The 25,434-nt window shown below is 62.6% G+C and carries 20 protein-coding genes; 13 read left to right on the top strand and 7 right to left on the bottom strand.

Going from position 1 to position 25,434, the window contains the following annotated elements:
• Positions 1-141 precede the first annotated feature (141 nt).
• The 11 genes from tssJ (Q3A80_RS06090) to tssJ (Q3A80_RS06140) all read left to right on the top strand — a co-directional run bounded on the left by tssJ (Q3A80_RS06090) (position 142) and on the right by tssJ (Q3A80_RS06140) (position 15,056).
• The gene (tssJ, locus tag Q3A80_RS06090; protein WP_446328434.1) at positions 142-678 is read left to right on the top strand and encodes a type VI secretion system lipoprotein TssJ; all 537 of its coding nucleotides are present in this window, start codon (positions 142-144) and stop codon (positions 676-678) included.
• Between the two features lie 198 nt (positions 679-876).
• On the top strand, positions 877-3,231 hold the full coding sequence (locus Q3A80_RS06095) for a type VI secretion system Vgr family protein (protein ID WP_446328435.1): 2,355 nt from the start codon (positions 877-879) through the stop codon (positions 3,229-3,231).
• Positions 3,232-3,305: 74 nt separating this feature from the next.
• The gene (locus tag Q3A80_RS06100; RefSeq protein WP_446328174.1) at positions 3,306-5,612 is read left to right on the top strand and encodes a peptidase M23; all 2,307 of its coding nucleotides are present in this window, start codon (positions 3,306-3,308) and stop codon (positions 5,610-5,612) included.
• Positions 5,609-6,298 (top strand): hypothetical protein, encoded by a 690-nt coding sequence (locus tag Q3A80_RS06105; protein WP_446328175.1) that lies wholly within the window; start codon positions 5,609-5,611, stop codon positions 6,296-6,298. Before Q3A80_RS06100 ends, Q3A80_RS06105 begins: the two co-directional genes overlap by 4 nt.
• Before the next feature lie 122 nt (positions 6,299-6,420).
• The gene (locus tag Q3A80_RS06110; protein WP_446328436.1) at positions 6,421-6,681 is read left to right on the top strand and encodes a PAAR domain-containing protein; all 261 of its coding nucleotides are present in this window, start codon (positions 6,421-6,423) and stop codon (positions 6,679-6,681) included.
• An 86-nt stretch (positions 6,682-6,767) separates the two neighbouring features.
• Positions 6,768-7,460: a hypothetical protein gene (locus Q3A80_RS06115; RefSeq protein WP_446328176.1), complete on the top strand. Its 693-nt coding sequence runs from the start codon at positions 6,768-6,770 to the stop codon at positions 7,458-7,460.
• A gap of 17 nt (positions 7,461-7,477) precedes the next feature.
• The gene (locus tag Q3A80_RS06120; RefSeq protein ID WP_446328177.1) at positions 7,478-7,738 is read left to right on the top strand and encodes a PAAR domain-containing protein; all 261 of its coding nucleotides are present in this window, start codon (positions 7,478-7,480) and stop codon (positions 7,736-7,738) included.
• 2 nt (positions 7,739-7,740) lie between these two features.
• Positions 7,741-9,090, top strand: a complete 1,350-nt coding sequence (locus tag Q3A80_RS06125) for a hypothetical protein (protein ID WP_446328178.1) — start codon at positions 7,741-7,743, stop codon at positions 9,088-9,090.
• Positions 9,071-12,634, top strand: a complete 3,564-nt coding sequence (locus tag Q3A80_RS06130) for an ImcF-related family protein (protein WP_446328179.1) — start codon at positions 9,071-9,073, stop codon at positions 12,632-12,634. The genes Q3A80_RS06125 and Q3A80_RS06130 overlap by 20 nt, the downstream gene beginning before the upstream one ends.
• Positions 12,631-14,523, top strand: a complete 1,893-nt coding sequence (gene tssF / locus Q3A80_RS06135; RefSeq protein ID WP_446328180.1) for a type VI secretion system baseplate subunit TssF — start codon at positions 12,631-12,633, stop codon at positions 14,521-14,523. Before Q3A80_RS06130 ends, tssF begins: the two co-directional genes overlap by 4 nt.
• On the top strand, positions 14,520-15,056 hold the full coding sequence (tssJ, locus tag Q3A80_RS06140; RefSeq protein ID WP_446328181.1) for a type VI secretion system lipoprotein TssJ: 537 nt from the start codon (positions 14,520-14,522) through the stop codon (positions 15,054-15,056). Before tssF ends, tssJ (Q3A80_RS06140) begins: the two co-directional genes overlap by 4 nt.
• A gap of 294 nt (positions 15,057-15,350) precedes the next feature.
• Here tssJ (Q3A80_RS06140) and Q3A80_RS06145 read toward each other — a convergent pair whose 3' ends face one another.
• Entirely contained in the window at positions 15,351-16,559 is a 1,209-nt protein-coding gene (locus Q3A80_RS06145; protein ID WP_446328182.1) for a benzoate/H(+) symporter BenE family transporter, read from the bottom strand.
• Between the two features lie 230 nt (positions 16,560-16,789).
• Complete coding sequence (locus Q3A80_RS06150) at positions 16,790-17,815, bottom strand: fatty acid desaturase (RefSeq protein WP_446328183.1); 1,026 nt, start codon at positions 17,813-17,815, stop codon at positions 16,790-16,792.
• Positions 17,816-18,098: 283 nt separating this feature from the next.
• Between Q3A80_RS06150 and Q3A80_RS06155 the strand changes: the two genes are divergently transcribed.
• Positions 18,099-18,923 carry a phosphate/phosphite/phosphonate ABC transporter substrate-binding protein gene (locus tag Q3A80_RS06155; RefSeq protein ID WP_446328184.1) on the top strand — a complete coding sequence of 275 codons (825 nt, stop codon included), beginning with the start codon at positions 18,099-18,101 and terminating at the stop codon, positions 18,921-18,923.
• Between the two features lie 46 nt (positions 18,924-18,969).
• Here the strand turns inward: Q3A80_RS06155 and dbpA are convergent, their stop codons facing one another.
• The 5 genes from dbpA to Q3A80_RS06180 all read right to left on the bottom strand — a co-directional run bounded on the left by dbpA (position 18,970) and on the right by Q3A80_RS06180 (position 24,252).
• The gene (dbpA, locus tag Q3A80_RS06160) at positions 18,970-20,367 is read right to left on the bottom strand and encodes an ATP-dependent RNA helicase DbpA (RefSeq protein WP_446328185.1); all 1,398 of its coding nucleotides are present in this window, start codon (positions 20,365-20,367) and stop codon (positions 18,970-18,972) included.
• A complete protein-coding gene (locus tag Q3A80_RS06165; protein WP_040140903.1) occupies positions 20,364-20,561 on the bottom strand; it encodes a hypothetical protein in 198 nt (65 codons plus the stop codon). Before Q3A80_RS06165 ends, dbpA begins: the two co-directional genes overlap by 4 nt.
• Before the next feature lie 544 nt (positions 20,562-21,105).
• Complete coding sequence (gene mqo / locus Q3A80_RS06170; RefSeq protein ID WP_446328186.1) at positions 21,106-22,749, bottom strand: malate dehydrogenase (quinone); 1,644 nt, start codon at positions 22,747-22,749, stop codon at positions 21,106-21,108.
• Positions 22,750-23,390: 641 nt separating this feature from the next.
• Positions 23,391-23,702 carry a hypothetical protein gene (locus Q3A80_RS06175; protein ID WP_446328187.1) on the bottom strand — a complete coding sequence of 104 codons (312 nt, stop codon included), beginning with the start codon at positions 23,700-23,702 and terminating at the stop codon, positions 23,391-23,393.
• A 61-nt stretch (positions 23,703-23,763) separates the two neighbouring features.
• Positions 23,764-24,252: an Lrp/AsnC family transcriptional regulator gene (locus tag Q3A80_RS06180; protein ID WP_446328188.1), complete on the bottom strand. Its 489-nt coding sequence runs from the start codon at positions 24,250-24,252 to the stop codon at positions 23,764-23,766.
• A gap of 124 nt (positions 24,253-24,376) precedes the next feature.
• Between Q3A80_RS06180 and Q3A80_RS06185 the strand changes: the two genes are divergently transcribed.
• Positions 24,377-25,414: a histone deacetylase family protein gene (locus Q3A80_RS06185; protein WP_446328189.1), complete on the top strand. Its 1,038-nt coding sequence runs from the start codon at positions 24,377-24,379 to the stop codon at positions 25,412-25,414.
• The last annotated feature ends 20 nt before the right edge of the window (positions 25,415-25,434 follow it).

Here is a 25,434-nt window from a genome sequence, read left to right on the forward strand (position 1 = left end):
GGAATCGACGCACGGCATTCAGATTTCCCGGTTCAGCCGTTGCATCTGTTTTTCCGTTATCGGCTTGCGCCTCGCGTCCGGCCGACAACAGCGGACACCAATACACGCATGATCTACATCATGCATTGCCGAGGAAAACCAATGTCCATCCGTTTTGCGGTTTCAATTTTGTCCTCCGTCTTGCTGCTGTCTGCGTGCGGCGCATGGCAGTCCGTCTCGGACGCGTCGTCGAGCGCGTATCGCGCGGTGTTCTTCAAGCAGATCAAGGTGCTCAACGTCGATCTGTCGGCCCGGGAGGCGTTGAATCCCGATGACGCCGGACGCGCAACATCGGTCGCGGTGCGCGTGTATCAGTTGAAGGACCGCAAGATCTTCGACGGCGCGTCCTACGAGGATCTGCTGAAGCATGACCGGACGGTGCTTGCGCAGGATCTGCAGGACAACCTTGGCGCGGTGCTGAATCCGGGAGCGTCGGCGAGCCTTTCGCAGCCGATGCAGGCCGATACGAAATACGTCGCGGTGGTGGCGTTCTACCGCAACCCGGGCAACGGTGACGGGTGGAAATACGTGATCGAAAAGAAGAAGCTCGACGCGGACAAACCGCTGAAGCTCACGCTTAAAGACGCGGCGATCGCGTTACAGGCCGATAGGCCGAGAAGTCGGAACATCTCGGGATGAAACGCCATTTGTTAAACGCAATACTCAGGGGCTAGTTCGTTTTCGTACAGCGTCACTATCAGACGTAGTCAAATTCGGAAATGTCTTACGGAATTCGTTAGTGATCCGTGATTTACTGACGTGATCCGGATGGCATTGCGCCCTGCGCTTTTAGCGGGTGACCATGCCAGCGTGAAACCTCTCGATCCTATGGCGGCCATGCAAACTATCCAGGACGTGCTCAAGCACCCAAGCGCGATCGTCACCCAGCCTCTCCACCTCGAGATAGCAACGCTGCAGTCGCCGATTTCGGTGTTTTCGTTTGTCCTCACGGAAGAAATGAACACACCGTTTGTCGCGGATATCACCGTTACGTCGAAGAACAAGCACATTGACGGCGCGGCCGTGATCGGGCGCCCGGCCATCTTCACGATCGAGGAACATGCGTCAGTGCCGTCGATGCCCGGGCTGATCGACCCGGTCCAGCACGCGACGCGCACCGTGCACGGCATTGTGACCCAGTGGACGCGGATCAAGACGTCTCGCGACGAGGCAACCTACCAGTTGCATCTCAAACCGCGTCTCGCACTGCTCGAGCAGGTCCATGATTCAGCGGTCTTCTTGGACCGCTCGTTTCGCGAGCTGCTCACCGACACGATCGTCGATCGCGACCTGTTCCAGTCTTATGACGTCGAGTTCGACCTGGACGGGCTGGATTCGAAACTGGACCAGACCGTCATGTACGAGGAGACAGTCGCGAACTTCATCGACAGGCATTGCAGGCGCGCTGGCGTTTTCTACTACTTCAAGCACGCGAAGAAAGAAGACGGACCACAGCGCGACACGCTGGTGTTCAGTAACACGGCGCGCGGCTACATGCGGGCGCTCGAGGTGCCGCTGCTGCCGAATTCGGGTCTCGTAGGCTGGCACGAGGCCGTCCTTGAGCTGAACGTGACGCGCTCGCTCGTGCCGCGGACCGTGCGCGAATGGGACCACAACTACCGGCGGCCGGGCGATCCGTTGCAGGTCGAATCAGTTGTGGCCGAGAAGGGCGACCGCTCGGTGTACGGCAGCGTCAACCGTAGCATCGAGCACTTCCACTCGCCCGAGGAAGGGCAGGTGCTTGCGGATGCACGACGCGACGAGCTGATCACGCGTCAGACACGGATCTCAGGCAAGAGCAATGTGATGGGCATGTTGCCGGGTATGGTGGTGCGCGTGATCAACGACACCGTGCCCGAAGCGCCACACGGCATCGTGATCACCAAGCTCGTTACAACGGGCAGCCGCAAGCAGTCCGTGACCAATCAGTTCGAGGCGATCCCGTCGCATCTGACCTACCGGCCCGAGTATGTACCGGAAAAGCATTGGCGCTGGATAGGTGGTGCACTCATCGGCATCGTGGAATCCGGCGACGACCAGCCGTATGCATGGATGGATGAGTATGGCGGTTACCGGGTGAGGCTTCTGTTCACGCGGCACACTGGCAAGCGCGGCGCAAACAGTATGTCGTTGCGGTTGCTGCGTACGTCGGCCTCGTATCAGGGCGGTCTGCACGTCCCATTGCTTCCGAACACGGAGGTCCGCGTCATTGCGACCCACGGCAATTGCGATCGATTACTGATCGCCGGTGCCGCCCACGACTATGCGCGGCGGGATCTGGTACATGGCAAAGAGGGCTGGTACAGCCGTGCGGTGTTCCGCTCGCCGCTGCTTGGCAACAAGCTGCGCTTCGAGGACCTGAAAAGCCACGAGGGCATCCGGCTTGCCACGATCTTCGGTAAGACGGCGCTCAATATGGGCTATCTCGTCGACGGAGAGAAGAACAAGCGCGGCGAAGGCTACGAGCTCACCACGCAAGGTCGGGGCGTAACGCGCGCGGAAAAGGGGCTGTTCTGGTCGGCGGACCCGGTGAACCCGAACGCTCCGCAACTTGAGATGCAGGCGGCGATCAAACAGCTGCAGGCCGCTATTCAGCGCGTGACCGCGCTGGCCAATGCAACCGCGCAGGCAAATGCCACCCCGGCCGACAAGGCAACGCAATCGAACCTGATGGACGTGCTGGATCAGTTGAAGGGCGCGGGACTGCTGGCCAGCGCGCCGGCCGGCATGGCGTTTGTCACGCCGAAGTCGATCCAGCAGGCCGCCGGCGAGAACGTGATCGTAGCGGCTGGCCGGCACGCGGACGTAAGCGTGCTCAAGCGTTTTACCGTCGCTGCGGGCGAACTGATTTCGCTGTGCGCGCACAAACTTGGCCTGAAAATCTTTGCCACGCATGGCAAGGTCGAAATCCAGTCGCAGAGCGATGCGATGGATCTGGCTGCTGCAAAACAGCTGAAGCTGGCAAGCGCGGACGAGGACGTCCTGGTGGTTGCGCGTAAGAAGATCGTGCTGGCCAGCGGCGGCGCCGCCCTCAAAATCGAGGACGGCACATTCGAATTCATCGGTCCGGGTGCATTCAAGATCAAGGCCGGATCGTTTGTGTTCCAGGGACCCGGGAATGTCAATCCGCCATTGCCCGTTCTGCCCAAAAGCAATCTGAATTCACCAGACGACTACTCGCTTTCGCACTGAATCCCATGATTATCAGTCCGCCTCTTCTGCTGCCCGTTCCTACCTCGAATGATCGATCGAAGGACGATCTGTTGATGGACGAACTCGACAAGATCACCGATAGCGGCGGCATCTATCCGATTGCGTTCGATCGCCGATGGCATACAGGTGTGCATCTCGTTCCGCGGAACGACGTCTCGCTGCCGGTGCGAGCCATCGCCGACGGGGAGGTTGCGGCTTTTGGTGTGTACCAGAAGCCGCTAGCCGACGTGTTCGACGACAAGAACACCAACGCAGGATTTGTGCTGCTCAAGCACACCACCGAGACAGGCGAAAACCGCCAGTTGACGTTCTACTCGCTGTACATGCACCTGCTTGATCTGGAGGGGATGACGACCGACGGCATCCAGCCGCCCGCGGTCAACGCGCCTCACAGCATGCCCGATTGGCTTCGCCATCCGACCGGCGCGGCGGTATCGGGCGATGGTAAGAAGGTGCGGCGCAAGGATATCCTCGGATATACGGGGCAGTGTCAGGGCAAACGCCATCTACATTTCGAAATTTTCATGACGCCCGGTGATTTCGATGCCTATTTTGGTACCACGCAGCTTGGGCGCCAACAGGTTGAGACGCCACAGGGCAGCGACTGCTGGGGCCGCAGTTACTACGTGATTCCCGCGAACCAGACTTTTCGTGCGCAGCCTCGCAACGTTGACGCGCACCACAAGCTGCATGGGATCGAATTTCTTCCCAAGCAAGAAGGCCAGAATGAACATCCCTTGTATGTTGAGGTGTATTTCAACAAGGGGGACAAATTCACGAACGTGTGGAGCGTCGCGGCGGACGGTAGCAGGACGCTCCTCACTGCCGAACCAGTCCGCGAGCCGGAATTCGAATACGAAATGTACAAGCGGGCGAGTGCGTTGTACTCGGCTTGTGCTAGCGACGGCTATGAGATGTTGCGGTTCGGCCGGATTCTGGGCCGCCCCGAAACGTTGTCGCCCGTCCCGGCAGAGGAAACATCGGCAATCACGAATCCGCGCGAGACGTGGTACTGCATCCCCTTCGCGAGCGGAAAGCAGGGCTATATCGACATCAGCAAGCCGAGCATCAAGAAACTGTCGGACGCTGATTTTCCCTTCTTTATGGGGTGGCGAAAAATCCAGGCACGGACTGCGCCAGTCGATCAGGACGGGCTGTGGGATCTCGATAAGCTCAAAGCGCTGGTCCGCGCTTCGATCGGGAACGTCGCGTCAGCCGGGGGCGGCGCGCCAGCGGCACCGCAAACCGCACAGCAGAAAAACGAATCCATGCAGCATTACATCAGTGATCCGGACCACAAGGCGGTGCAAGCGCTACTACATGGTTTCGTCTGTGAAGCTCCCAGCGAATGGGACAGTGCCAATCTAAATCCTCGCTATCGAAACCTGCTGGACGAAGGGGAGCATTTCGAGGGAAACCAAGACGCTTACAACGAGTTTCTGGAGTTCGTCAAAAAACTTCAGTTCTGGGATAAGACTGGTTTGCCAGCAGGTGGAACGGTGTGGTTTTTTCATCCGATCGCGTTCATTAGACTTTTTAGAAGATGCCCTTGGCTCGCGCTGCGAGAGCAGGCATTGTTGCTCCCTCGCAAGTCTATGGGAGATGCTGGCGGAACTATTTTGTGGGCTGAGAGCAAAAGAAGATTTTCAGAAGGGAACAATAATGCTGCCGGGCGATTCCCGGCCGGCATGTGGTCGGCATTAAATAAAATGTCTGTAAAATATGGATTCTCGACCAGTCTCAGAAAAGGCCATTTTTTAGGTCAGGTTTTTAAGGAAACTGGCGCGTTTCGGTCTACCAGCGAGAATGGCGACGCCGAGTATTTTCGAAAGATGTATGAGAGTTATACCGCGGAAGATGCTGCTCATGATTTTGATCACAAGCACGCTTGGTTGAGCAGACTTGGCTTTTTAAAGGGCAGAGATAGAGCCACATATATCGCACAACGTCCTGGTGAAGTCCACAGAAAAGCAGAATCCAACGGGAATGTTGAGTCTGGCGATGGCCCCCGATTCAGAGGGCGCGGGTTAATCCACTTGACTTGGAGAAACGGATACCACGACTACGGAGTATTCCGAGGTCAAGATTTTACAACGGACCCGAATCCAGAAAAACTGCAAAACGATGCGCAGATTGCCGCCGACTCCGCCGGGTATTTTTGGGTTAAAACAGGAATCAACAGAAAGGCCGATCACGGCTCGAGCAACAGCGATGTCGCTGCTTGTTTCGGAAAGGTTGGGGGGGCTGGTGGCTTGCCTGCGCGCCAACAGTTTTTTCGTTATGCATATTTCATGCTGAACGATGATCCGAACATGCCCGCAGATAGTCAACTAAAAATTCAGACAGAGGATGCTATATGACTCGCCTATTTTTGCTCACGTTGGGGCTCATTGCCAGTCTCAACGCCTTCGGCGCATCAGTTGTTGCCTCCCCTTCGAGTGACAAATTGGCAACAGACGCCATCGACCCGAAGATCGCTGAGCAGTGTGGGATGTCCATAAGAACTCCCCGTCTGAAAAATATATATGGTCAACCGCTAGGATTCGGCTGCACGGGATCATACAGGAATGGCAAGCACGCGGGAATGGACATGGATTTTCAATACGATCCAAATGAAAACGCCGGCGGGGAGCGCGTCGAATTCGACATTCAAAGCACCGGCATCGAAAATAAAATAAATTCCGGTGGAGATAGTCTATTTAAAAAAAATGAAAATAACGCCACTCCTACCTTATCAAGCGGCGCCACTTTTGCCGGGTCAAATTGCGGCCCGGTGAAGAATGTAGTAGTTACGCCCATCAGCGGAGATAATTGGCACGGATGGATCGCAGAGGGGTTTTTCGGCAAGGCGCCACGGGGTTGCAAGTTGATGAAAGAATATACGACCGCCTACCGATGTGTAAGCATGATGATTGGCAATGAAAAAATGGTTGCGCAGCTTGGCGGGGTTTGTTTGCTTCGGAAAAAAGAATATGGCCTTGAAAATGGACTCAGCTACGATATTTTCATGGATATGATCAAATCCATTCACTTTGCCGATCAATGATAGGCCAGATTTTCATTTTTATTAAATTTGAGCGGCGAGTTCAAGGGTAACAAAGATTGCGAAGGCGAAGGTCATTTGCTTGATGCATTATCCCTTTGAATAACTAAATGAACCATCAAAAAATGAAATCTCCTATTCGTAAGGGTGATGAACTGGAGCACGGCGGCCGGGTAACGGGCGGTTCTTCGACTATGGAATTCATGGGCCGACTGCTGGCCCGCAAGGGCGATGCCGCGCTCTGTGACCTGCACGGCGAAACCGTGATCGATGAGGGTGACGAGTCGTTTTCTGACCAGGACGGCAGGCCCGCGGCGATGCATTTGCATCGTTGTGCGTGCGGCTGTCGGCTGATCTCGTCGTTGCAGAACGTACACATCGGTTGAGCATGTCCGTCGACCTCACGCCCGCAGGTCTTCCGAGAGAAATATTTCTCGTCAAGTGACATATGCGATCAATGGAGGCTATATAGATGATGAGCGGCGACTGCAATATACAAGGGCGGCGAAAGAAATTTTATCTTAAACATATGGCATTGTTTTTGGCATTTTATTTTGCTGGAGGATTGTTTGTTGCCAATGCCGCTCAGGTGGCCGAATCTTACGAGGTCGCCGATAAATCATTAAGAGTGGTTAATTCTGCAGCAACCCGCCTGTGTCCTCTTGACGCCAAGCCTATCTATGCGATTGCAAGCTATGACCGGTCGGCGATCATAGTTTCTGAGCGTGGATATGTGAAAAAAGAGGATCTTAATAATTGCCATCCAGAAAATCCGGTGCACGTGCATGTAATTCCGGCGCGAACTGGTTTCTTGTCGGATATCAATCTATCAAGAGAAATATATGTTGCTCTAGATTTTGTCGGCACTCGACCTTTTCGTTATTTGGCAACCGTTGCACACATTGGCTCTTCGAGGAATCTCGTTACGATCGATGGTGCATACATTTCTGGAAAGTCTCTATCGCAGTTGAGAGCACATGCTTTTGACGCAAATGGAGAACCCGGAGCGTCGCTAATATCTCCTGATGGCCGGTATGTTGCGCCGGATGGTGTTGTGTCATGCGCGGGCGATGCGTTCCCTGGGGTATGGGACATCGAGAACAACAAAAGAGTCGTTCTTAACGATAGTTCATGCTCCGCTTTGTTCGACTCGGGGGAGAAATGACACTTGGGAGAGACTAAATGAGATCACCGATTCGTAAGGATGATGAACTGGAGCACGGCGGCCGGGTAACGGGCGGTTCGTCGACCATGGAAGTCATGGGCCGACCGCTGGCCCGCAAGGGCGATGCCGCGTTCTGCGATCGGCACGGCGAAACCGTCATCGATGAGGGCGACGATTTGTTTCCCGATCAAGACGGCAGCCCCGTGGCGATGCATCTGCATCGTTGCGCGTGCGGCTGCCGGCTGATCTCGTCGGTGCAGAACGTACACATCGGTTGAGCATGCCCGTCGACCTCTCGCCCGCAGGTCTTCCGTCCGCGTATCCGGCGCACGGACCGCGCTTCCGGCCGTGGCTGCTTGGCTGGCTATTGTGCTGCGGGTTCGGCGCGGCGGTGGTGCTGTTGCTGTGGCCAGCGGGCACGCCAGCGCGCGGCACGCAGTTCTGGCTTTGCCTGTTCGGCATCCCGAACGCGGTGTTTTTCGCGGCGCTCGCCATCGCGCGGACGATCTATGAGGCGGACTACCTCCACGCGCTGTTCCGTAACAGGCATCGCGCAGCGTGGCTCCGGGACCGCATCCTTACGGCGCAGCGGCCGCTGCAGGTGCTCGGCGCTGGGTACTGTTTGCCATTGGGCGGCAAGCCGCTACGCGAGGTATTCGCCGGGAAGACGTCACTACTGGAGGCCCGCGTGCCTCGTAGCGGCACCGGTCGTGTCGTGCACAACCGTTTTGCCGATGACGACCCCATGCTCCGCGAAGACCCGGATGCGCCCGCGCTATTTGATACCGAACTGCCGGAGGGCCTTGACGCCGGGCATGTCGAGGCTTTCGCGCCGCTCGAGGCCCAGGAGCCCCGTGCAACCGTGTCGCCCGCCGTGCGCATGATCACACAGGCGCTGGCACCTCTCGCCGACAGCCTGCGCGCGCTCTCGCAATACGATGTGAAGTACGCGCCTGCGATTCGCGTACTGGCAGCCCCCGAAACGGCCAGTGTGCGTGTGGAGCAAGTCGGGCTCGCACTGCAATGGTTCGGCCTGCCGGATCTCGAGTGCTTTGCCGTGCCGGTCACCGACGGTCTGATGGTGGCAGATGCGTGGCTGGATGCCCGCGAACAGCGACCGTTGCTGACCATCGTAGCGGAATGGCATGACGTACCACCGCCGGGCAGTACCGAGGGCGCGGTCGCCGTGCTGCTCGGCCCGGGCGTGTTCCAGTTGCCAGAACCGATAAGCGTGCTAGGCCTGCTGCACCGTCCGGTCATCGACGAGCTTGACGCTCTGGATGCGGTGCTGGCGAACAGCGTGCTGTGGGGCAAAACCGATTCCGCCAGCGTCGCGACGGTGTGGACCAGCGGCCTGGACGGATCGAACGATACAAAACTGCTCGGGGCGTTGCGTAACGCCGGCCTCGCGGGCATCGCGAAACAGGACACCCAGCGCAGGCCCGACTCTCTCATCGGGCACGCTGGCGCAGCCGGTGGTTGGTTGTCGGTTGCCGCGGCGCTCGAGGCGACCGCCGGAACCCAGCTGATCCTCCATGCCCCGTCGTCAACGTCGATCGCGCAGGCCGCGATCTTGCACGTCTACGACCGAATGAATTACGAAGAACCTGATGATGAACGCTCGCAATAACATGCAGATTCTCGGAACGGCCGAGGCTGAGTCGACCGACACCAGCAGGCTGCTTGCCTGGGGCCCCATATTTCTGGCACTAATCCTGGCCGGGGGCGCGTTCGCGCTGGCATGGTTCAAGGGTGACCTGTTTGGCGTGCTCACGCGCGAGGCGAAGCTCGGCGTATCAGTCTGGATTTTCTTGGCGCTTGTGGCGGTGCTTCTGCTGCACGTAGGGCTGCTGTTCGGTGGAGCGTACCGCCTCGTTGGGCGGGTGTTTCGCATTGAAGCCGGCGATCGGGGGGCCGCAGTCAAGCAGACGAAAACGCTCAAACGCGACGCTCGCCTGCAGACTCTCTGTGACGAACTGCGCGCCACGCGCGGCTGGTGGTGGCGTTACCGAACACGTTGGCTGCTTTTGAACGGTACGGACGCCCTGATCGACGATGTCGCGCCCGGCCTGAAGCGCGCGGGTGTAATGCCCGTTGCCGACGCGATCCTCGTGCACGCGACACCGGACGGCATTGATGCCGGAGAATGGCGCCGCCAGATCCGGCAGCTACGCCGCCGACGTCCCGTCGACAGCGTCGTCCATGTCACTGATGCAAACGCACACGAGACCGAACTGCCGCGCGCATTGGCCACGCTCGCGACGGATCTCGGCTGGGCTGCGCCCGTCACGCTTCTGCACACGGTGCCGGCCAAGGGTGGCCTCCCCGAGACGTTCGAGACAATCGGCGCGTTCCCTGGTCCGTCGCTCCCGCGTACACAACCGGCTTCGGCATTGCGCGAGCAGCTCACCACGATTGGGCGGTTCACTGCGGATGCTGGCGTGCGGCTCTGCGCCACGCCCACACGGATCACCTATCTGGCCCAGATCTCCCAGTACATTGACCAACAGCGCGAAAGCATCATCTCGGGCTGGAATGCGCTATTCGCCTCGCACTGGCGTCGGTCCCGGCTGACCGGCGTAATGTTCGCGCCGGTCTTCGACACTTCCGTCGCTGTGCCGACGCCCGTTCCGGTGGTGCCGATCGCGCTGGCGGGGGCAGAAGCGTCGGCGGTCGCGTCGACGGAGACACAGCAACCGGTAGTGTTCCGGAATCAGCCGGCCGCCCTCCTGCCCGCGTGGCGAACAATCGCGCGCCGGCGCGATACCGGCCGGCGGGTCGGTTTCTACTGGCCCAACGCGTTGGCCTGCTTCGTAACCGTCGCTGCGGTCGCGTGGTGCGTGTGGATGACCGTTTCGTTCATCGGCAACCAGCGGCTCGTGCGCGAAGCGCGCGCGACGGCGAACGGCGCGGTCGAGGCCCGGCCGCAGACTGCAGTGGTCTGGCGCGCACAACTCGCGTTGCAGCAGTTGATCGAAAAGCTTGAGTATCGCCAGCAGCACGGCGCTCCGTGGCATCTGCGCGGCGGCCTCTCGCGCAACGACGAGGTACTTGCCGGTCTCTGGCTGCCATACCGGATCGCCGCGACCCGCAACCTGCAGACGCCAGTCATGCGGACAATTGGCGACCTGCTCAAGGCAGCCGGACAGACGCGCGCCGATAGCCTCGAGTCGCAGGACACGCGCAGCGGCACCTACAACACGCTCAAGACATACCTGATGCTGGGCGATCCGTCGCGTGCCGAACCTGCATTCCTCAAGCGCATGCTGGTGTCCCTGTGGTCGCGCCCGGTCGAAATGCCCTTGGGCGAGCGCGATGACACCGGCCAGCGGCTTGCGCGATTTTATGCCGATCACCTCAAGGCGCACCCTGAATGGCGCATCGCGACGAACGACGGTCTCGTGACGTCGACCCGTAATATGCTGGTCACGCAAATGGGGCTCGCGTCAGCCGACGACACGGTCTATCAGGGCATCATCGAAGAGGCGAAAGGCAAGTACGCCGACGCGTCGCTTCAAACGCTGCTCGCCGGCGCGGACGCTCGTGGTCTGTTCACGACCTCGCAGACCGTGCCCGGCATCTACACGCGTGCCGCGTGGGACGGGATGATCGCCACGGCGATCGACAAGGCTGCGAGCGCGCGGCGCGTGAGCGGCGACTGGGTACTGACCGGTGCCCAGCCTGCGCAGAACATCGGCAACGCGCTGTCGCAGGGGGCGATTAGAACCGCGGCCGTGATCGACGAAAAGCATGCGGCCGAGGATCTGAAACAGCGCCTGACAGCGCGGTACTTCGCCGAGTACACGGCGGTCTGGCAGCGCATGCTCAACAGCGTTCGCTGGCAGCCGGCGGCGAACCTGAACGGTTCGATCGAGCAACTGACGCGTCTCGCCGACGCGCAAACGTCGCCACTCATCGCACTGATGAAGGCGGTTCAATACCAGGCACAGGCCGGACGGCCGTCGCAGGCCCTGACTGACACGCTGGTGCGCAAGGCGCAGAGCCTGATCGGTAGCGACGATCAGGCGGTCGCACCGGTCGTCAACCCGCTGGACAAGCCATTCAGCCCGCTGCTCGCGCTGATGGGCGACGCAGGCACCGTACCGGCAGCAGGCGGCAGAGGCAACGTGGCCGCCAACATCGCGCTGAACGGCGTGAGCCTGTCGCGGTATCTGACCGCAGTCACGACGATGCGCCTGAAGCTGCAGCAGATCGCAGGCAGTCCTGACGCGCAGGCGATGGCGCGCTCGCTCGCGCAGGCGGTGTTCCAGGGCAAGCTGTCGGAACTGTCACAGGCACGCGACGACGCGGCGCTGACAGCCGCGAGCCTCGGCACGGCGTGGTCCGGTTTCGGCGATGCGGGGTTCGCTCAACCGCTCGAGGCCGCCTGGCAGACGATCCTGCAGCCGGCTGCGGCGAGCCTGAACGAGGCGTGGCGGACGAGCGTAGCGGCGCCGTTCAACGCGGCGATGAGCGGCAGGTATCCATTCTTCGACACGAACGCCGATGCGTCATTTGCCGAACTCGGGCGCTATGTGCGGCCCGACACTGGCCTGATTGCACGCTTCGTTGTCACGCAGCTCGCCGGCGTGCTGAAGCTCGAGGGCGATCACTGGACGCCGAACGAGTTGGCGCCGCAGGCGCTGCAGTTCGATCCGAAGTTCCTGATAGGCATCCGGCAATTGTCGACCGTTGGCGCGCAGCTCTATATGCAGGGCGATGCGAGCGAGCGCTTCGAGATGATGGCACTGCCCACGCCCAATGTGACACGCTCGGAACTGTCGGTTGACGGCAAGCAGATCGTCTACTTCAACCAGCAGGAAAACTGGACGCCGCTCGCGTGGCCCGGTACCGGCCTGAATGGGCATGCGGGGCTGACATGGCAGACACTCGATGCCGGCCTTCGGCAAGCGTTCGACTCGGCCGGCGACTGGGCATTCCTGCGCCTTCTGGGCAAGGCCGACATGAAGCAACTTGACAGCACCCGCTTCCAGCTGACGTGGAACATTGCGAACGGCGAACCGTTGTCCTACGTAATGCGCACACAAATCGGCGCAGGACCTCTTGAATTGCTGAGGCTGCGAGGTTTCCGGATGCCCGAGCGGATTTTTATCGTCGGCAAAGCGGGCGTCACGCCGGTATTACCGCCCCTGCCACCGGAGCTTCAGCCATGAACGAAAGCAGGAACAGACCGCCGGTGTCCCAAAGAAGTCTCGGTGCTACGCAAGGAATTAACAATCGCCCGGATGACGAGCAGACGGTCCCGCAGGACGATCTGCTCCTGTGGTATTTCGATTCTGAAATGCGCTACCTGCGCGAAGCGGGCGCCGAATTCGCAGAAGCACAACCGCAGGTCGCGCGCCAATTGGGAATGACCATGCCCGGCGCGCGGGACGAGCGCGTGGAAGCAGTCTACGAGGGCTTCGCGTTCCTCGCGAGCCGGCTGCGAATGAAACTCGATGACGCACTGCCGGAAATCACTGATCCGCTGATCGACCACCTGTGGCCGCATGCGGGCCGCACGATTCCGTCGCTGGCGATCCTCGAGTGCGAGCCGCGCGCGGGCGAGGCACGGATTCTGGATACCCTGCCGGCCGGCCTGCAGGTGCGCTCGACGCCGATCGGTGCCGACGGAACGGTATGCGTTTATCGCACCACCCAACCGGTACATCTGCTGCCGCTTGAAGTCTGTGACGCAGGCGTGCGGATGCGCGAGGATGGCCGCACGGTGATCTGGCTTGCGTTCAATCTGCTGCATCGCGAGCAGCGCCTGCTGGACGATCTGTCGCGCATCCGCCTGTATCTCCATGGAGACCGGCCGACCGCATCGGCACTGTATGCAGTCTTCACACGACAGGTCGAGTCGATCGGCGTACGCATGCCGCGCGTGCTCGACGGGCAATTGCAGCCGCAGCCGGAAGTGCGTTTCGAGGCGGCCGGCTTCGGGCCAGATACCCGGCTGTGGCCGGTCGATCGTGACGCGCGCGACGCCGAACTCGATCGCGAGCAGACAATGCTTGAGTATTTTACGTTCCCGGAAAAATTCCACTTCGTTGATCTCTGCGGATTCAACGCGGCGAGTGTGCCGTCCGGCGAAATGCGCATCGAATTCGAGACCGTGCTTAACGGCCGAATTGCCGGTGATTTGACGTTCGACGCGAACAACGTCCGCCTGTTCTGCACGCCGGTGATCAACCTGTTCGAACTGGACGCAGAGGCGATTCGGCCCAACGCGCATGACCGGGACTATCCCGTACGCCCGCCCGCGTCGGCTGGCGCTCATATCGAGCCTTATGACACGCTGTCGGTTGTGGCAGCCGATCCGCGCAACGCAATGCGGCATGAATACCAGTCGTTCAAGGAATTCCGGCACCGTGGCGGGATGATGCGCTACGAGTCGCCGGAGCGTTACTACCATTCATCGATTCGCCATGGCGTAACTGGACAGCGTGAAATGTGGATGACGTTTGGCGGGCAATTGTGGGATGAACCCGGCAGCCTGCCAGACGAGCACGTGACGGTCCGAGTGCTCGCAAATAATGGCCGTCTGCCGCATATGGCGTTGCGTGAATCAATGATTACCGAGCCGGTATCGACGTTCACCGGTGTCGAACGGGTGCGTAATCTCACGGCACCAACGATGCCGCTGTACCCGCCGCGTGGCGAAAGATACGACTGGAAGGTGGTCTCGCACTTCAATGCGGCTGGATCGACCGAGTTGAACATGATGGATGCGAACGTGCTGCGCGGTGCGCTGATGCTGTACAACTGGTCCCCGCATAACGACAACAAACGGCGTATCGAGGCGATCCACCATGTATGGCTGGACGAAGATACGGAAATCGCCGGTATGCGAGTCGAAAGGATCGTGAATGTGAACGTAGGCATTGAGCCATCGGGCTTCACCGGTCCGGGCGATGTCGCGTTATTCGGCGATGTGCTGAATTGCTTCGTCGGCCGCTACGCCTGCTTCCATTACGCAGTACGGCTCGTGTTATTTGAAGGTGTGGGTGGGCCGGTCCATCGTTATCCACGTGCCGTCAAGACGGGAGACTGTTTGTGACAACGCATACGATTCGCACGCTGCGCAGAATCCGGCTCGCAGGTACATGGGTGGCAGTTGCCGGGCTGCTTTCCGGCTGTGGCACGTGGCAGTCGGTCAAGGAAATGACCGTTGGCGCAACGCGTGCGGTATTCATCACCAAGGTGAAACAGATGAATCTTGTGATCGAAAGCCGAGCCGCATTGAACCAGAACGAGCAGGGCCAGTCGCTGCCAGTCGTACTACGCGTCTATCAATTGACGGATACGAAGGCCTTTGAAAAAGCGACCTCTGGTCAGTTACTTGCCGATGATCGTATGCTGTTGAAGGCCGATCTTGCCGGCAGCATGGAAGCCGTGCTCGGGTCCGGCTCGACGGTAAAGCTGTCGGCACCGATGGCTGACGGGGTGCAAGCCGTGGGGGTCGTGGGTTTTTTCCGCGATCAGCGCGGTGCCACGTGGCAACTGGTGATTCCGAAGTCGCAGTGGAAGAAGGCAGATCCCGTGAAGCTCATCGTGACGGGTAACCAGATTGAATTGGGGGTGGAGCATTGACGAGGCAACATATATGCACGACTGCTCTGAATACCTCGATCGCGCTCGGCCGACATCAACCATTTTCACTATGAGTTAGCGCTCGCGAAACGGCTCCACCGTCGACAATGGGCGCGTTCTGAAGCTCGTGCCCATTAGGTCGCACGGATTTCATGGCGGCCGACGTGCCGATGGAACTCGTCAGGGTGAATGGCCAGAGCGGTGTCGATCCATTGGCCGACAACAGTGCGACACGAGGAAGGTCGAGGAGTCGTCGTGTCGAATTGACTGTATCGAACTGAGCGAGGAGCGCGCTCAATCACCCCGCTGCTGCCGCACCCAACTCAACACCCCATACGCCGCCGACCCGACCACGATCCCCCAGAACGCCGATCCGAGCCCGAGCCACGTCATCCCCGATGCGGTCGCCAGAAACGTGATCACCGATGCTTCGCGATGGTCTTCGTCCTCGAAGATCCCGTGCACGTTCGCACCGATCGCGCCGATCAGCGCGAGCCCCGCGAGAATCGCGACGAACGCCTTCGGCAGCGCGAAGAACAGCGTGACGATCGTCCCCGCAAAGAGGCCGCCGATCAGATAGATCACGCCGTTCGCGATACCGGCAATGTAGCGCCGGTCCGGATCCTCGTGCGAATCCTTGCCGGTACACAGCGCCGCGGTGATCGCGGCGACGACGATCGTGATCCCGCCGAAACACGCGACCACGAGCGACATCACGCTCGTCGCGGTGATGATCGGCCGCGCGGGCGTGTGATAGCCCGACACGCGCAGGATCGTCATCCCCGGCAGGAACTGGCCGGTAAGACTGACGACGACGAGCGGCAGCGCGAGGCTGAGCGTCGTGCCGAGCGTCCATTCGGGCGCGATGAAGACCGGCCGGGCGATGCTCGGCGACACGTTGCCGAGATGCGCCATCCCGAGCAACGTCGCGAGCGCGGCGCCCGTCAGCAGCACGAGCACGATGCAGTAGCGCGGCAGCAGGCGCTTGAAGATCACGTATGCCGCGATCATCCCGAACCCGAGCACCGGCTGTGCGGTCGCGGCGGAGAACGCGTGCATCCCGAACGGCAACAGGATGCCGGCCATCATCCCGCACGCGATGCCGCGCGGAATGTGACGCACGAGCCGGTCGAAATAGCCGGTGATGCCGATCACGAGGATGATCACCGCGGCCGTGATGTACGCGCCGACGGCCTGGTTCAGCGTCAGTTGCGGAAAGAGGCCGACGAGCAGCGCGGTGCCGGGCGCGGACCATGCGGTGATGACGGGCACCTTCATTTTCCAGCTAGCGAACAGGCCGGAAATGCCCGCGCCGATCGAGATCGCCCAGACCCACGACGTCACCATCTCGTTGGAGACATGCGCGGCCTGCGACGCCTGGAAGAAGATCGCGAGCGGCCCCGCATAGGAAATCAGCACCGCGAGAAAGCCCGCGGTGATCGCGGAGACGGACCAGTCGTTGCCGATCGAGCGGATCGCGCCGGGCGAAGTGTTCGGTTGCATCGTCGTAGGGGAGTGCGGCGCGCGGCCAAAGAACTGAGCCGGGGCGAATGATTGTTGGAAGCCCCGGACGAGTCGTCATTCTGGGCAATGCCGATGGAATTGGCAATTCGCCGATGACGAGCTGGTATCGTCGGCTTTTCGTAAGAAATGCGCGCCGAGCTGACTCCCCGCCTCGCGGGCCCGCCGACGGATCAGGCAGCTTCGCGGGGAAGCCTGCCCGATCGACCGGTTCACGTGCTGATCTGAAGATACCCGTCGACCGCGGCGACCTTCGCACCGCTCCCCGTCGACAACGACGCCGTGCCACGATCGAACGGATGCACGGGCGCATCGGTCGGCGTCCACGCATGGCGCGCCAGCAGTTCGCGATAGCCGCCGCGAATCACGAAACCGCCGCATTTTTCCGCATACGCATCGCGCCGCATCCGGTACGCACGCGGCAGGTCGTACCACGGCAGCCTCGGCAGGTCGTGATGAACGAGATGATAGTTGTTGTTCAGGTACAGCAGCCGCATCGCGAAACCGGCTTCATTGATCGCGATGCGCGCCTTCGGGTGCCGCGCGGCGCGATGCTCGAACAGCGAGCGGATCATCGCGAGCGACAGCGCGGGCCATGTGACGGCCAGCAGGTAGTACCACCACGGCACGCCGATTGTCCGCTGCAGCCATGCGAGCAGTGCGATCACGCATACGGCGTGCGTCACCCACATCCGCAGGTAGCGGAAGTCGCCGCGCCGCAGCGTGCGGAATGCGTCGGCGAACATCGCGGCGATGCTCGTCGGCGGCCCGACTACCAGACGTCCGATGAAGGTTGTGCGCGCAACCGTCAGCATGCGGCACCAGCGCGGCAGCCGCGCCCACTGCTCGCGCGACACGTAGTTCGATTCGGGGTCGACGCCGGGAACGGTCAGGTCCTCGTCGCGGTGATGATCGAGGTGCGTGTCGCGATAGAGCGCGTACGGATACCAGATCGTCAACGGCGGATAGCCGAGCAACCGGTTCACGAACGCGGAGCGTGTCGGATGGCCGTGCAGCAACTCGTGCTGCAGCGACATGTGCCACGCGCCGAGCAGGATCAGTGGCGGCGTCGCCATCGCGAGCGACAGGTGCCCGGCGCGCACGAGCAGCAGCACGGCGAGCCAGCCGCCGTAGATCGCGACGACCAGCAGCCAGGTCGGCCACTCGGTGCGGGCGGTGAAGCGGGCGTTGAGCGTCGCGATCGCGCGCGCGTGGTCGACGTCGAAGTATTCGGCCATGATGCTGGGGCGGGATGAAACGGGCGATACGTGTAAGACGGACAGCGGACGATCGCGCCGGTTGGGGCGCGATGCGATTGGCCGACAGATGTCGCGGCTCGCGCGAAACGATCACGACACTGGAACGCTAACCGCGCCGCGCACTCACGCCAACCAAGCAATTTGCATTTGCTTATCGGTGCGCCGCCGATAAGCATGGGTAGCCTTGAATGGGAACCGGATTCACCCGAAATGCGCGCGAACCGTCTTCCTCGAATGCGCGACCGATGCGTAGAATGCGCGCATGAGCCAATGGATCGCCGCCCTGCCGATGTACAACGTGACGCCGCGCCACGCCGCACTGTGGCGTGCGCTGCTGCGCGACGCGCTCGATGCGTTTGCGCGTGCTGGCGGGCCGGCCGGCGTCGGGTTGCTCGACGAACCGTTCGGCGATCTGCACACGCTGTGGCGGCGCGACGATCTGCTGTTGTCGCAGACGTGCGGCTATCCGTACCGGATGCTCGGCTTGCGCGATGCCGTGCATTTGCTCGCGACGCCGGTCTTCGACGCGCCCGGCTGCGATGGCGCGCGCTACAGCAGCGTGCTGGCGGTGTCCGCGCGCGTACATGCAGGCGGCGCGACGACGCTGGCAGCCTGCCGCGGCCTGCGGGCCGCATTCAACGGCGCGGATTCTCACAGCGGGATGAACGCGTTCCGGCATGCGATTGCTCCGCATGCACATGGCGGACGTTTCTTCGGGTCGGTCGAGTCGTTCGGCTCGCATCTGAACGTGCTGCGGGCGCTGGTCGACGGCGATGCCGATTGCGCGGCGATCGACTGCGTGACGTTCGCGTATGTGCGCGACGCGTTGCCCGATCTGCTGCAGGACATCCGGATCATCGGCGTGACGTCATCCGCGCCGGGATTGCCGTTCGTCGCATCGCGGGCGCTGCCGGAGGCGAAGGTCGCCGCGTTGCAAGACGCGCTCGATCGCGCGGCTGCCGCCGATGCGGAGCGGGCGCGCGTGCTGAGGCTGAAGGGATTCGACCGGCTGTCGCCGGCCGACTACGACACGATTGCGCTGTTCGAGCGGGAAGCCGTCGCGCACGGCTATCCCGAACTCGCGTGACGCAGAGGGCGCGCGACGGTGCGGCGACCGCCCGCGCCGCGGCCGCTTACTCTTCGTCCATCAACCGGACCTTGACCCGCTTGCCCTTGATCTTCCCCGCATTGAGCTTGCGCAGCGCATCGCGCGCGACGCCGCGCTCGACCGCGACATAGGTCGAGAACTCGGTCACGTTGATCTTGCCGATCTGCTTGCCGTCGAACCCGGCGTCGCCGGTCAGCGCGCCGAGCACGTCGCCCGGGCGGATCTTGTCCTTGCGCCCGCCGAGGATCTGCAACGTTTCCATCGGCGGCAGCAGCACGCTGTCGTCCGCTGGCTTCAGCTCGGCGAGCGGATGCCATTCGACTTCGCGCTTCTGCGCCTGCTCGATCGCGCCGACGCGTCCCATCTCGTCCATGCTGGCGAGGCTCAACGCCCAGCCTTCCTGATCGGCGCGGCCGGTGCGGCCGATGCGGTGCACGTGCACTTCGGGGTCGGGCGTCACGTCGACGTTGATCACCGCCTCGAGCTGCGCGATGTCGAGCCCGCGCGCGGCGACGTCGGTCGCGACCAGCACCGAGCAGCTGCGGTTCGCGAACTGGATCAGCACCTGGTCGCGCTCGCGCTGGTCGAGCTCGCCGTGCAGCGCGAGCGCGTGAAAGCCCTGCGCGTGCAGCACGTCGAGCAGGTCGCGGCATTGCTGCTTGGTGTTGCAGAACGCGATCGTGCTGACGGGCCGGTAGTGGTTCAGCAACTGGCCGACCGCATGCAGCCGCTCGGTGTCCGTCACTTCGTAGAAGCGCTGGCGGATCTTGCTGTTGTCGTGACGTTCCTCGAGCTTCGCTTCCTTCGGATTGCGCAGGAATTGCTGGCTCAGCTTCGCGATGCCGTCCGGATAGGTCGCGGAGAACAGCAGCGTCTGGCGCGTCGTCGGGCACATCCGCGCGACCTTCGCGATGTCGTCGAAGAAGCCCATGTCGAGCATCCGGTCGGCTTCGTCGAGCACCAGCGTGTTCAGCGCGTCGAGCTTCAGGTTGCCGCGATCGAGGTGATCCATGATGCGGCCCGGCGTGCCGACGACGATGTGCGCGCCGTGTTCGAGGCTCTGCGCCTGCGGGCGCATCGGCGTGCCGCCGCACAGCGTCAGCACCTTCACGTTTTCCTCGGCGCGCGCGAGCCGGCGCACTTCCTGCGCGACCTGGTCGGCGAGTTCGCGCGTCGGGCACAGGATCATCGCCTGCACGTCGAAGCGGCGCGGGTCGAGCCGTGCCAGCAGCGCGAGCGAGAACGCGGCGGTCTTGCCGCTGCCCGTCTTCGCCTGCGCGATCAGATCATGGCCGGCGAGCGCGATCGGCAGGCTCGCGGCCTGGATCGGCGTCATGTCGACATAGCCGAGCTGCGCGAGGTTCGCGAGCGCGGCGGGCGTCAGCGGCAGCGCGCTGAACGGCGTGGCGGTCGATTGCGTCAAGACAGGTCTCCGAGGTAGGGGCGGCCTTCCATCTGCTCGTAGACGACATTGCCTTCGTCGTCTTCGAAGCGTTCGAGATAGTTGCGGGCGCCGCACAGCGGGCAGCGGAACAGCAGCCCCTGGCCTTCGTCCTTGATGACGACGTCGGACGTCTCCCACTGCGTGCCGCAGCTCTGGTTTCGGCAGGTAAACACGGTCATTCTCCAGCTGAATTCGGTTGGTGGCGCGCCCGGCGGGCGCGGCAGCGAGGTGCGGCGCTCGCGCGGCTCGGGCGCGGGCCGCACCGGCGGTCGCGTGGACCGCGTCGATGCGGATGGTGGATCGGGTGGCGACGGCGTCGCGCGTGCCCGCATTCTAGCGGATGCGGGGGGCGGTAGCGGGGCTGGCAGCGCAGAACCGCTGGCGGGCGGCCGTGACGGACGACCGGCCGAGCATGACCGGCAGCCGGCAACCCGTAGCGGGCGAGCGTGAGGGCTGTCGGTTGCGAAGCGACCAGCGGCGGAGCGACCAGCCGCGGTGCGACCGGCTACGAAGCGGTCGGCAGGCGGCCGGTGGTAGGCAGCGGGCAACGCGGTAGCGGCCAACCGGCGGCGGACACGCGACATCGGTGCGTCCTGCGATGTAGAGCCTATGACACCGCCGCGCGCCGAAGCACGTCGCGCCCCTCCGCACCCGCCATGAAAAACGGCCGCCCCGAAGGGCGGCCGTGCGACGCGATGAACCGGGGCCGGGCGCGCGTTACAGCGCCAGGTCCGCCGACGCCTTCGCCGCGGGCGCCGGCGCCGCGCCCGTCGCCTGCGACGGCGCCGCCATGTCGATCTTCGGCGGCGGCGACAGCTGCAGCACGTCGCTCGTATACGTCCATTCCTCGACAACCTTGGCCGGACTGTCGTTCAGCTTCGTGCCGTAGCTGGGCACGATCTGGCGGATCTTCTGCTGCCATTCGGGCGTCGCGACCTTGTCCTTGAATACCTTCTGCATCAGGTTCAGCATGATCGGCGCGGCCGTCGATGCGCCCGGCGACGCGCCGAGCAGGGCCGCGATGCTGCCGTCCTGCGCGCTGACGATCTCGGTGCCGAGCTTCAGCACGCCGCCCTTCTTCGGGTCGCGCTTGATGATCTGCACACGCTGGCCGGCCTGCCACAGGCGCCAGTCTTCCTTCTTCGCGTCCGGGAAATATTCCTTCAGCGCATTGAAGCGGTCGTCGTCGGACAGCATCAGCTGGCCGGCCAGATACTGGACGAGCGGGAATTCGTCGACGCCCACGCGCATCATCGGCGCGACGTTGTGCAGGTTCGTGCTCTTCGCGAGGTCGAAGTACGAGCCGTTCTTCAGGAACTTGGTCGAGAACGTCGCGAACGGTCCGAACAGGATGATCTTCTTGCCGTCGATGATCCGCGTGTCGAGGTGCGGCACCGACATCGGCGGCGAGCCGACCGACGCCTTGCCGTACGCCTTCGCGAGGTGCCGCTTCACGACCTCGGGATTGTCGGTCACGAGGAACGAGCCGCCGACGGGAAACGCGCCGTAGTCCTTCGCCTCGGGAATGCCCGACGCCTGCAGCAGATGCAGTGCGCCGCCGCCCGCGCCGATGAACACGAACTTCGCGTCGACGGCCTGCGGCGGTTCATCGGAATGCAGCTTGACCCACGACACGTGCCACGTGCCGTCCGCGTTGCGCGCGATCTCGCGCACTTCGCTCGACAGCGACAGCGTGAAGTTCGGCTGCGCCTTCAGGTAGCCGACGAACTGGCGCGTGATCTCGCCGAAGTTCACGTCGGTGCCGATCGGCGTCCACGTGGCGGCGACCTTTTGCGAACGATCGCGGCCTTCCATCATCAGCGGCACCCACTGCCTGATACGGTCGTGGTCTTCCGAATACTGCATCCCGCGGAACAGCGGGCTCGCCTGCAGCGCGTCGTAGCGCTTCTTCAGAAAGCGGACGTTGTCGTCGCCCCACACGAAGCTCATGTGCGGCGTCGAGTTGATGAACGAGTGCGGGTTCTTCAGCACGCCCTGCCGGACCTGCCACGCCCAGAACTGGCGCGAGATCTGGAACGACTCGTTGATCTCGATCGCCTTCGAGATGTCGACCTGGCCGTCCGCCTTCTCCGGCGTGTAGTTCAGTTCCGCGAGCGCCGAGTGGCCGGTGCCGGCGTTGTTCCAGCCGTTCGAGCTTTCCAGCGCGACGCCGTCGAGGCGTTCGACCATCGTCATCGACCAGTCGGGCTGCAACTCGTGCAGCCACACGCCGAGCGTCGAGCTCATGATGCCGCCGCCTACCAGCAGGACGTCGACCTTCTTCGTATCGGCGGCGTGCGCGGACGACGCGGCGATGCACAGCGCGAGCGCCGACAGTATTACCCGTAACGTTTTGATCACAGCAGATCCCTTTTTCAACTTGGATGCATCGGTTTGCCGTCTCGCCCGGGCGCGCCGGATCGCGGCCGGGTTTCGTATCCGGAGATCCGGACCGCGAATCCGGAATTCCGGATCGGCCGCGTTCGCTGTTGCATTTGCGCACGCGAAGGTATTGCAAAGGACACCTTCGGATCGGCTTCCTGCGATCGTGCGGACGCATGCATCGCGGTTGCGCGCGACGCATGCGGACCCGTGCGGCAGCGCTCGCCGCACGGCACTTCAGGCAGTGCCGGAAGTCGTTGCGCGCAACGCGTTTGGCGGGGGCGGGACGGCAAGGGGCGCGTAATATAACCGAACTCGGGTACGGTGTCGCACGCGCGAAATATCCCTGTTTTCGTGGGGTTTTGTGTGTGTCCGGCTTTCCGGAACGACGGGGCGCAAAACGGCAAAATCGGCGGGAAGCAAAGAGGCGGGACACACGCGAGCGGCATGCGCCGCACCGATGCGCAGCGACGCAACGGCGTAACGAACGAAGGAGCGATGGAATGCCGATGCGTCGCTTCGCCGATGCGGCGGTTCAACGGGCGACGCGAGCGCTCCGAGCGTCGCGAACGCCGCATCGATACTTCATCCGGACGTCGCGGCTTCGCGCCGCGGCTCCGTCACTTCGCCGAAGTGTTGCGGCAGAACTGCTCGTACGCCTGCGCCGAATTCGCGAAGCCCTTCAGCTTCGCGAGTTCCCACGGACGTTCGCATTGCTGCGTCTGCTCGCACCATGCGTAGCCGGCCGAGCCGATGCAGCCATGCGCATCGCGATCGCCGCCGACCATCGGCGGTGTCGCCTGGGCAGTCTGCGTGTCTCGGCCGGCGACATCGGGCGGAAGAGGCGAAGGCGGTTGCGTCGTGCACGCGCCCAGTGCAAGTGCGACGGCGATCGTCGCGGCAATCGACACCGAAGGGGTAAAGGATTTCATCGGGTAGCGCTCCATGGGTTGACGCTCGACAGCGGATGCCCGCGCGCGGGCGAACGGGCGATCACGCATCCGGCACCGGCACGCGCGACGAGAACTTGACCTCGCGCAGCGCGAGGCTCGACTGGATCGACGACACGCCGGCCTGCTTGCGCAGCACGCGTTCGACGAATTCCGCATACGCGTCGAGATCGGCGGCGACGACCTGGAGAATGTAGTCGGCCGCGCCGGTGATCTTGTGGCACGACGTCACTTCGTCGTGGCGCCGCATCACGTCCTCGAAGTGATCCGAATCCTGGTCCGAATGCATGTTGAACGTGACCTGCACGAATGCGAACACGTTCAGCCCGAGCGCGCGGCGGTCGAGGTTGGCCTGATAGCCGGTGATCACGCGTTCGTCCTCGAGCCGCTTGCGCCGCCGCCAGCACGGCGTGACGCTGAGCGACAGCCGCTCGCCGAGCGTCGCGTTCGACAGCGCGCCATCTTCCTGCAGCAGGCGCAGCATCGCGCGGTCGACGCCGTCCAGTTCGATCGAAGCACGATTTTTGCTCATTCCCGCGTCTCCGTAGACGGTTTTCTCAAAATTGTACGAAACGAAGAAGCGGAAAGCAAAGATATTGCCGGACGGCGTCAATAGACTGTTGCCACCCCCACAGCCTTCACTGCAACGGTCAACCATGCTCACGGTCTACAGCAGCGATCACCATCTGCATCGCGGCGTCGAACTGAAGGACGGCGCGATCACCGATTCGTTCGAGAACCCCCTTCGTGCCGAGACGGTGCTCGCGCAGGTCCGCGCGGCAGGCCTCGGCGACGTGATCGCGCCGCGCGCGTTCGACCGCGCGAGCTATGCCGGCGCGCACAGCGCGCGCTACGTCGACTTCCTCGCCGGCGCCTGGGACGAATGGGCCGCGACCGGCCGCACGTGTCAGGCGCTGCCGCTCGTGTGGCCGGTGCGCGCGATGCCGTCGGCCGCGACGCTGCCCCACTTCATCGACGGCAAACTCGGCTTCTTCGCGATGGACGCCGGCGCGCCGATCAACGCCGGCACGTGGGACGCGGTGAGCGCGAGCGCGAATTCGGCGCTCACGGGCGCCGACCTGCTGTCGAACGGCGGCGCGCGCGCGGCGTTCGCGCTGTGCCGCCCGCCCGGCCACCATGCGGGCCGCGAGTACATGGGCGGCTACTGCTACCTGAACAACGCGGCGATCGCCGCGCAGCACGGCATCGCGAGCGGGGCGGCGCGCGTCGCGGTGCTCGACGTCGACTTCCACCACGGCAACGGCACGCAGGACATCTTCTACGACCGTTCGGACGTGCTGTTCGCGTCGCTCCACGGCGAGCCGGCCGTGTCGTATCCGTACTTCTCGGGCCACGCGAACGAGCGCGGCGCGGGTGCGGGCGAAGGCTTCAACCTGAACCTGCCGCTGCCGAAGGGCACGCAATGGGACACCTATGCGGCGGCGCTCGGCCACGCGGCGGCCGCGATTGCGAAGCATGCGCCCGACCTGCTGGTCGTGTCGCTCGGTGTCGACACGTTCGAGCACGATCCGATCAGCCATTTCCGCCTGCGCTCGCCGGACTACCTGCGGATCGGCGAAGCGCTTGCGCGCCTGAACCTGCCGACGCTGTTCGTGATGGAAGGCGGCTACATGGTCGAGGAAATCGGCATCAACGCGGTGAACGTGCTGCTCGGCTTCGAAGGGCGCGCGTGAGCGTATCGCTTCGGCTGCAT

The organism is Burkholderia sp. SR8 (genome assembly GCF_052851275.1).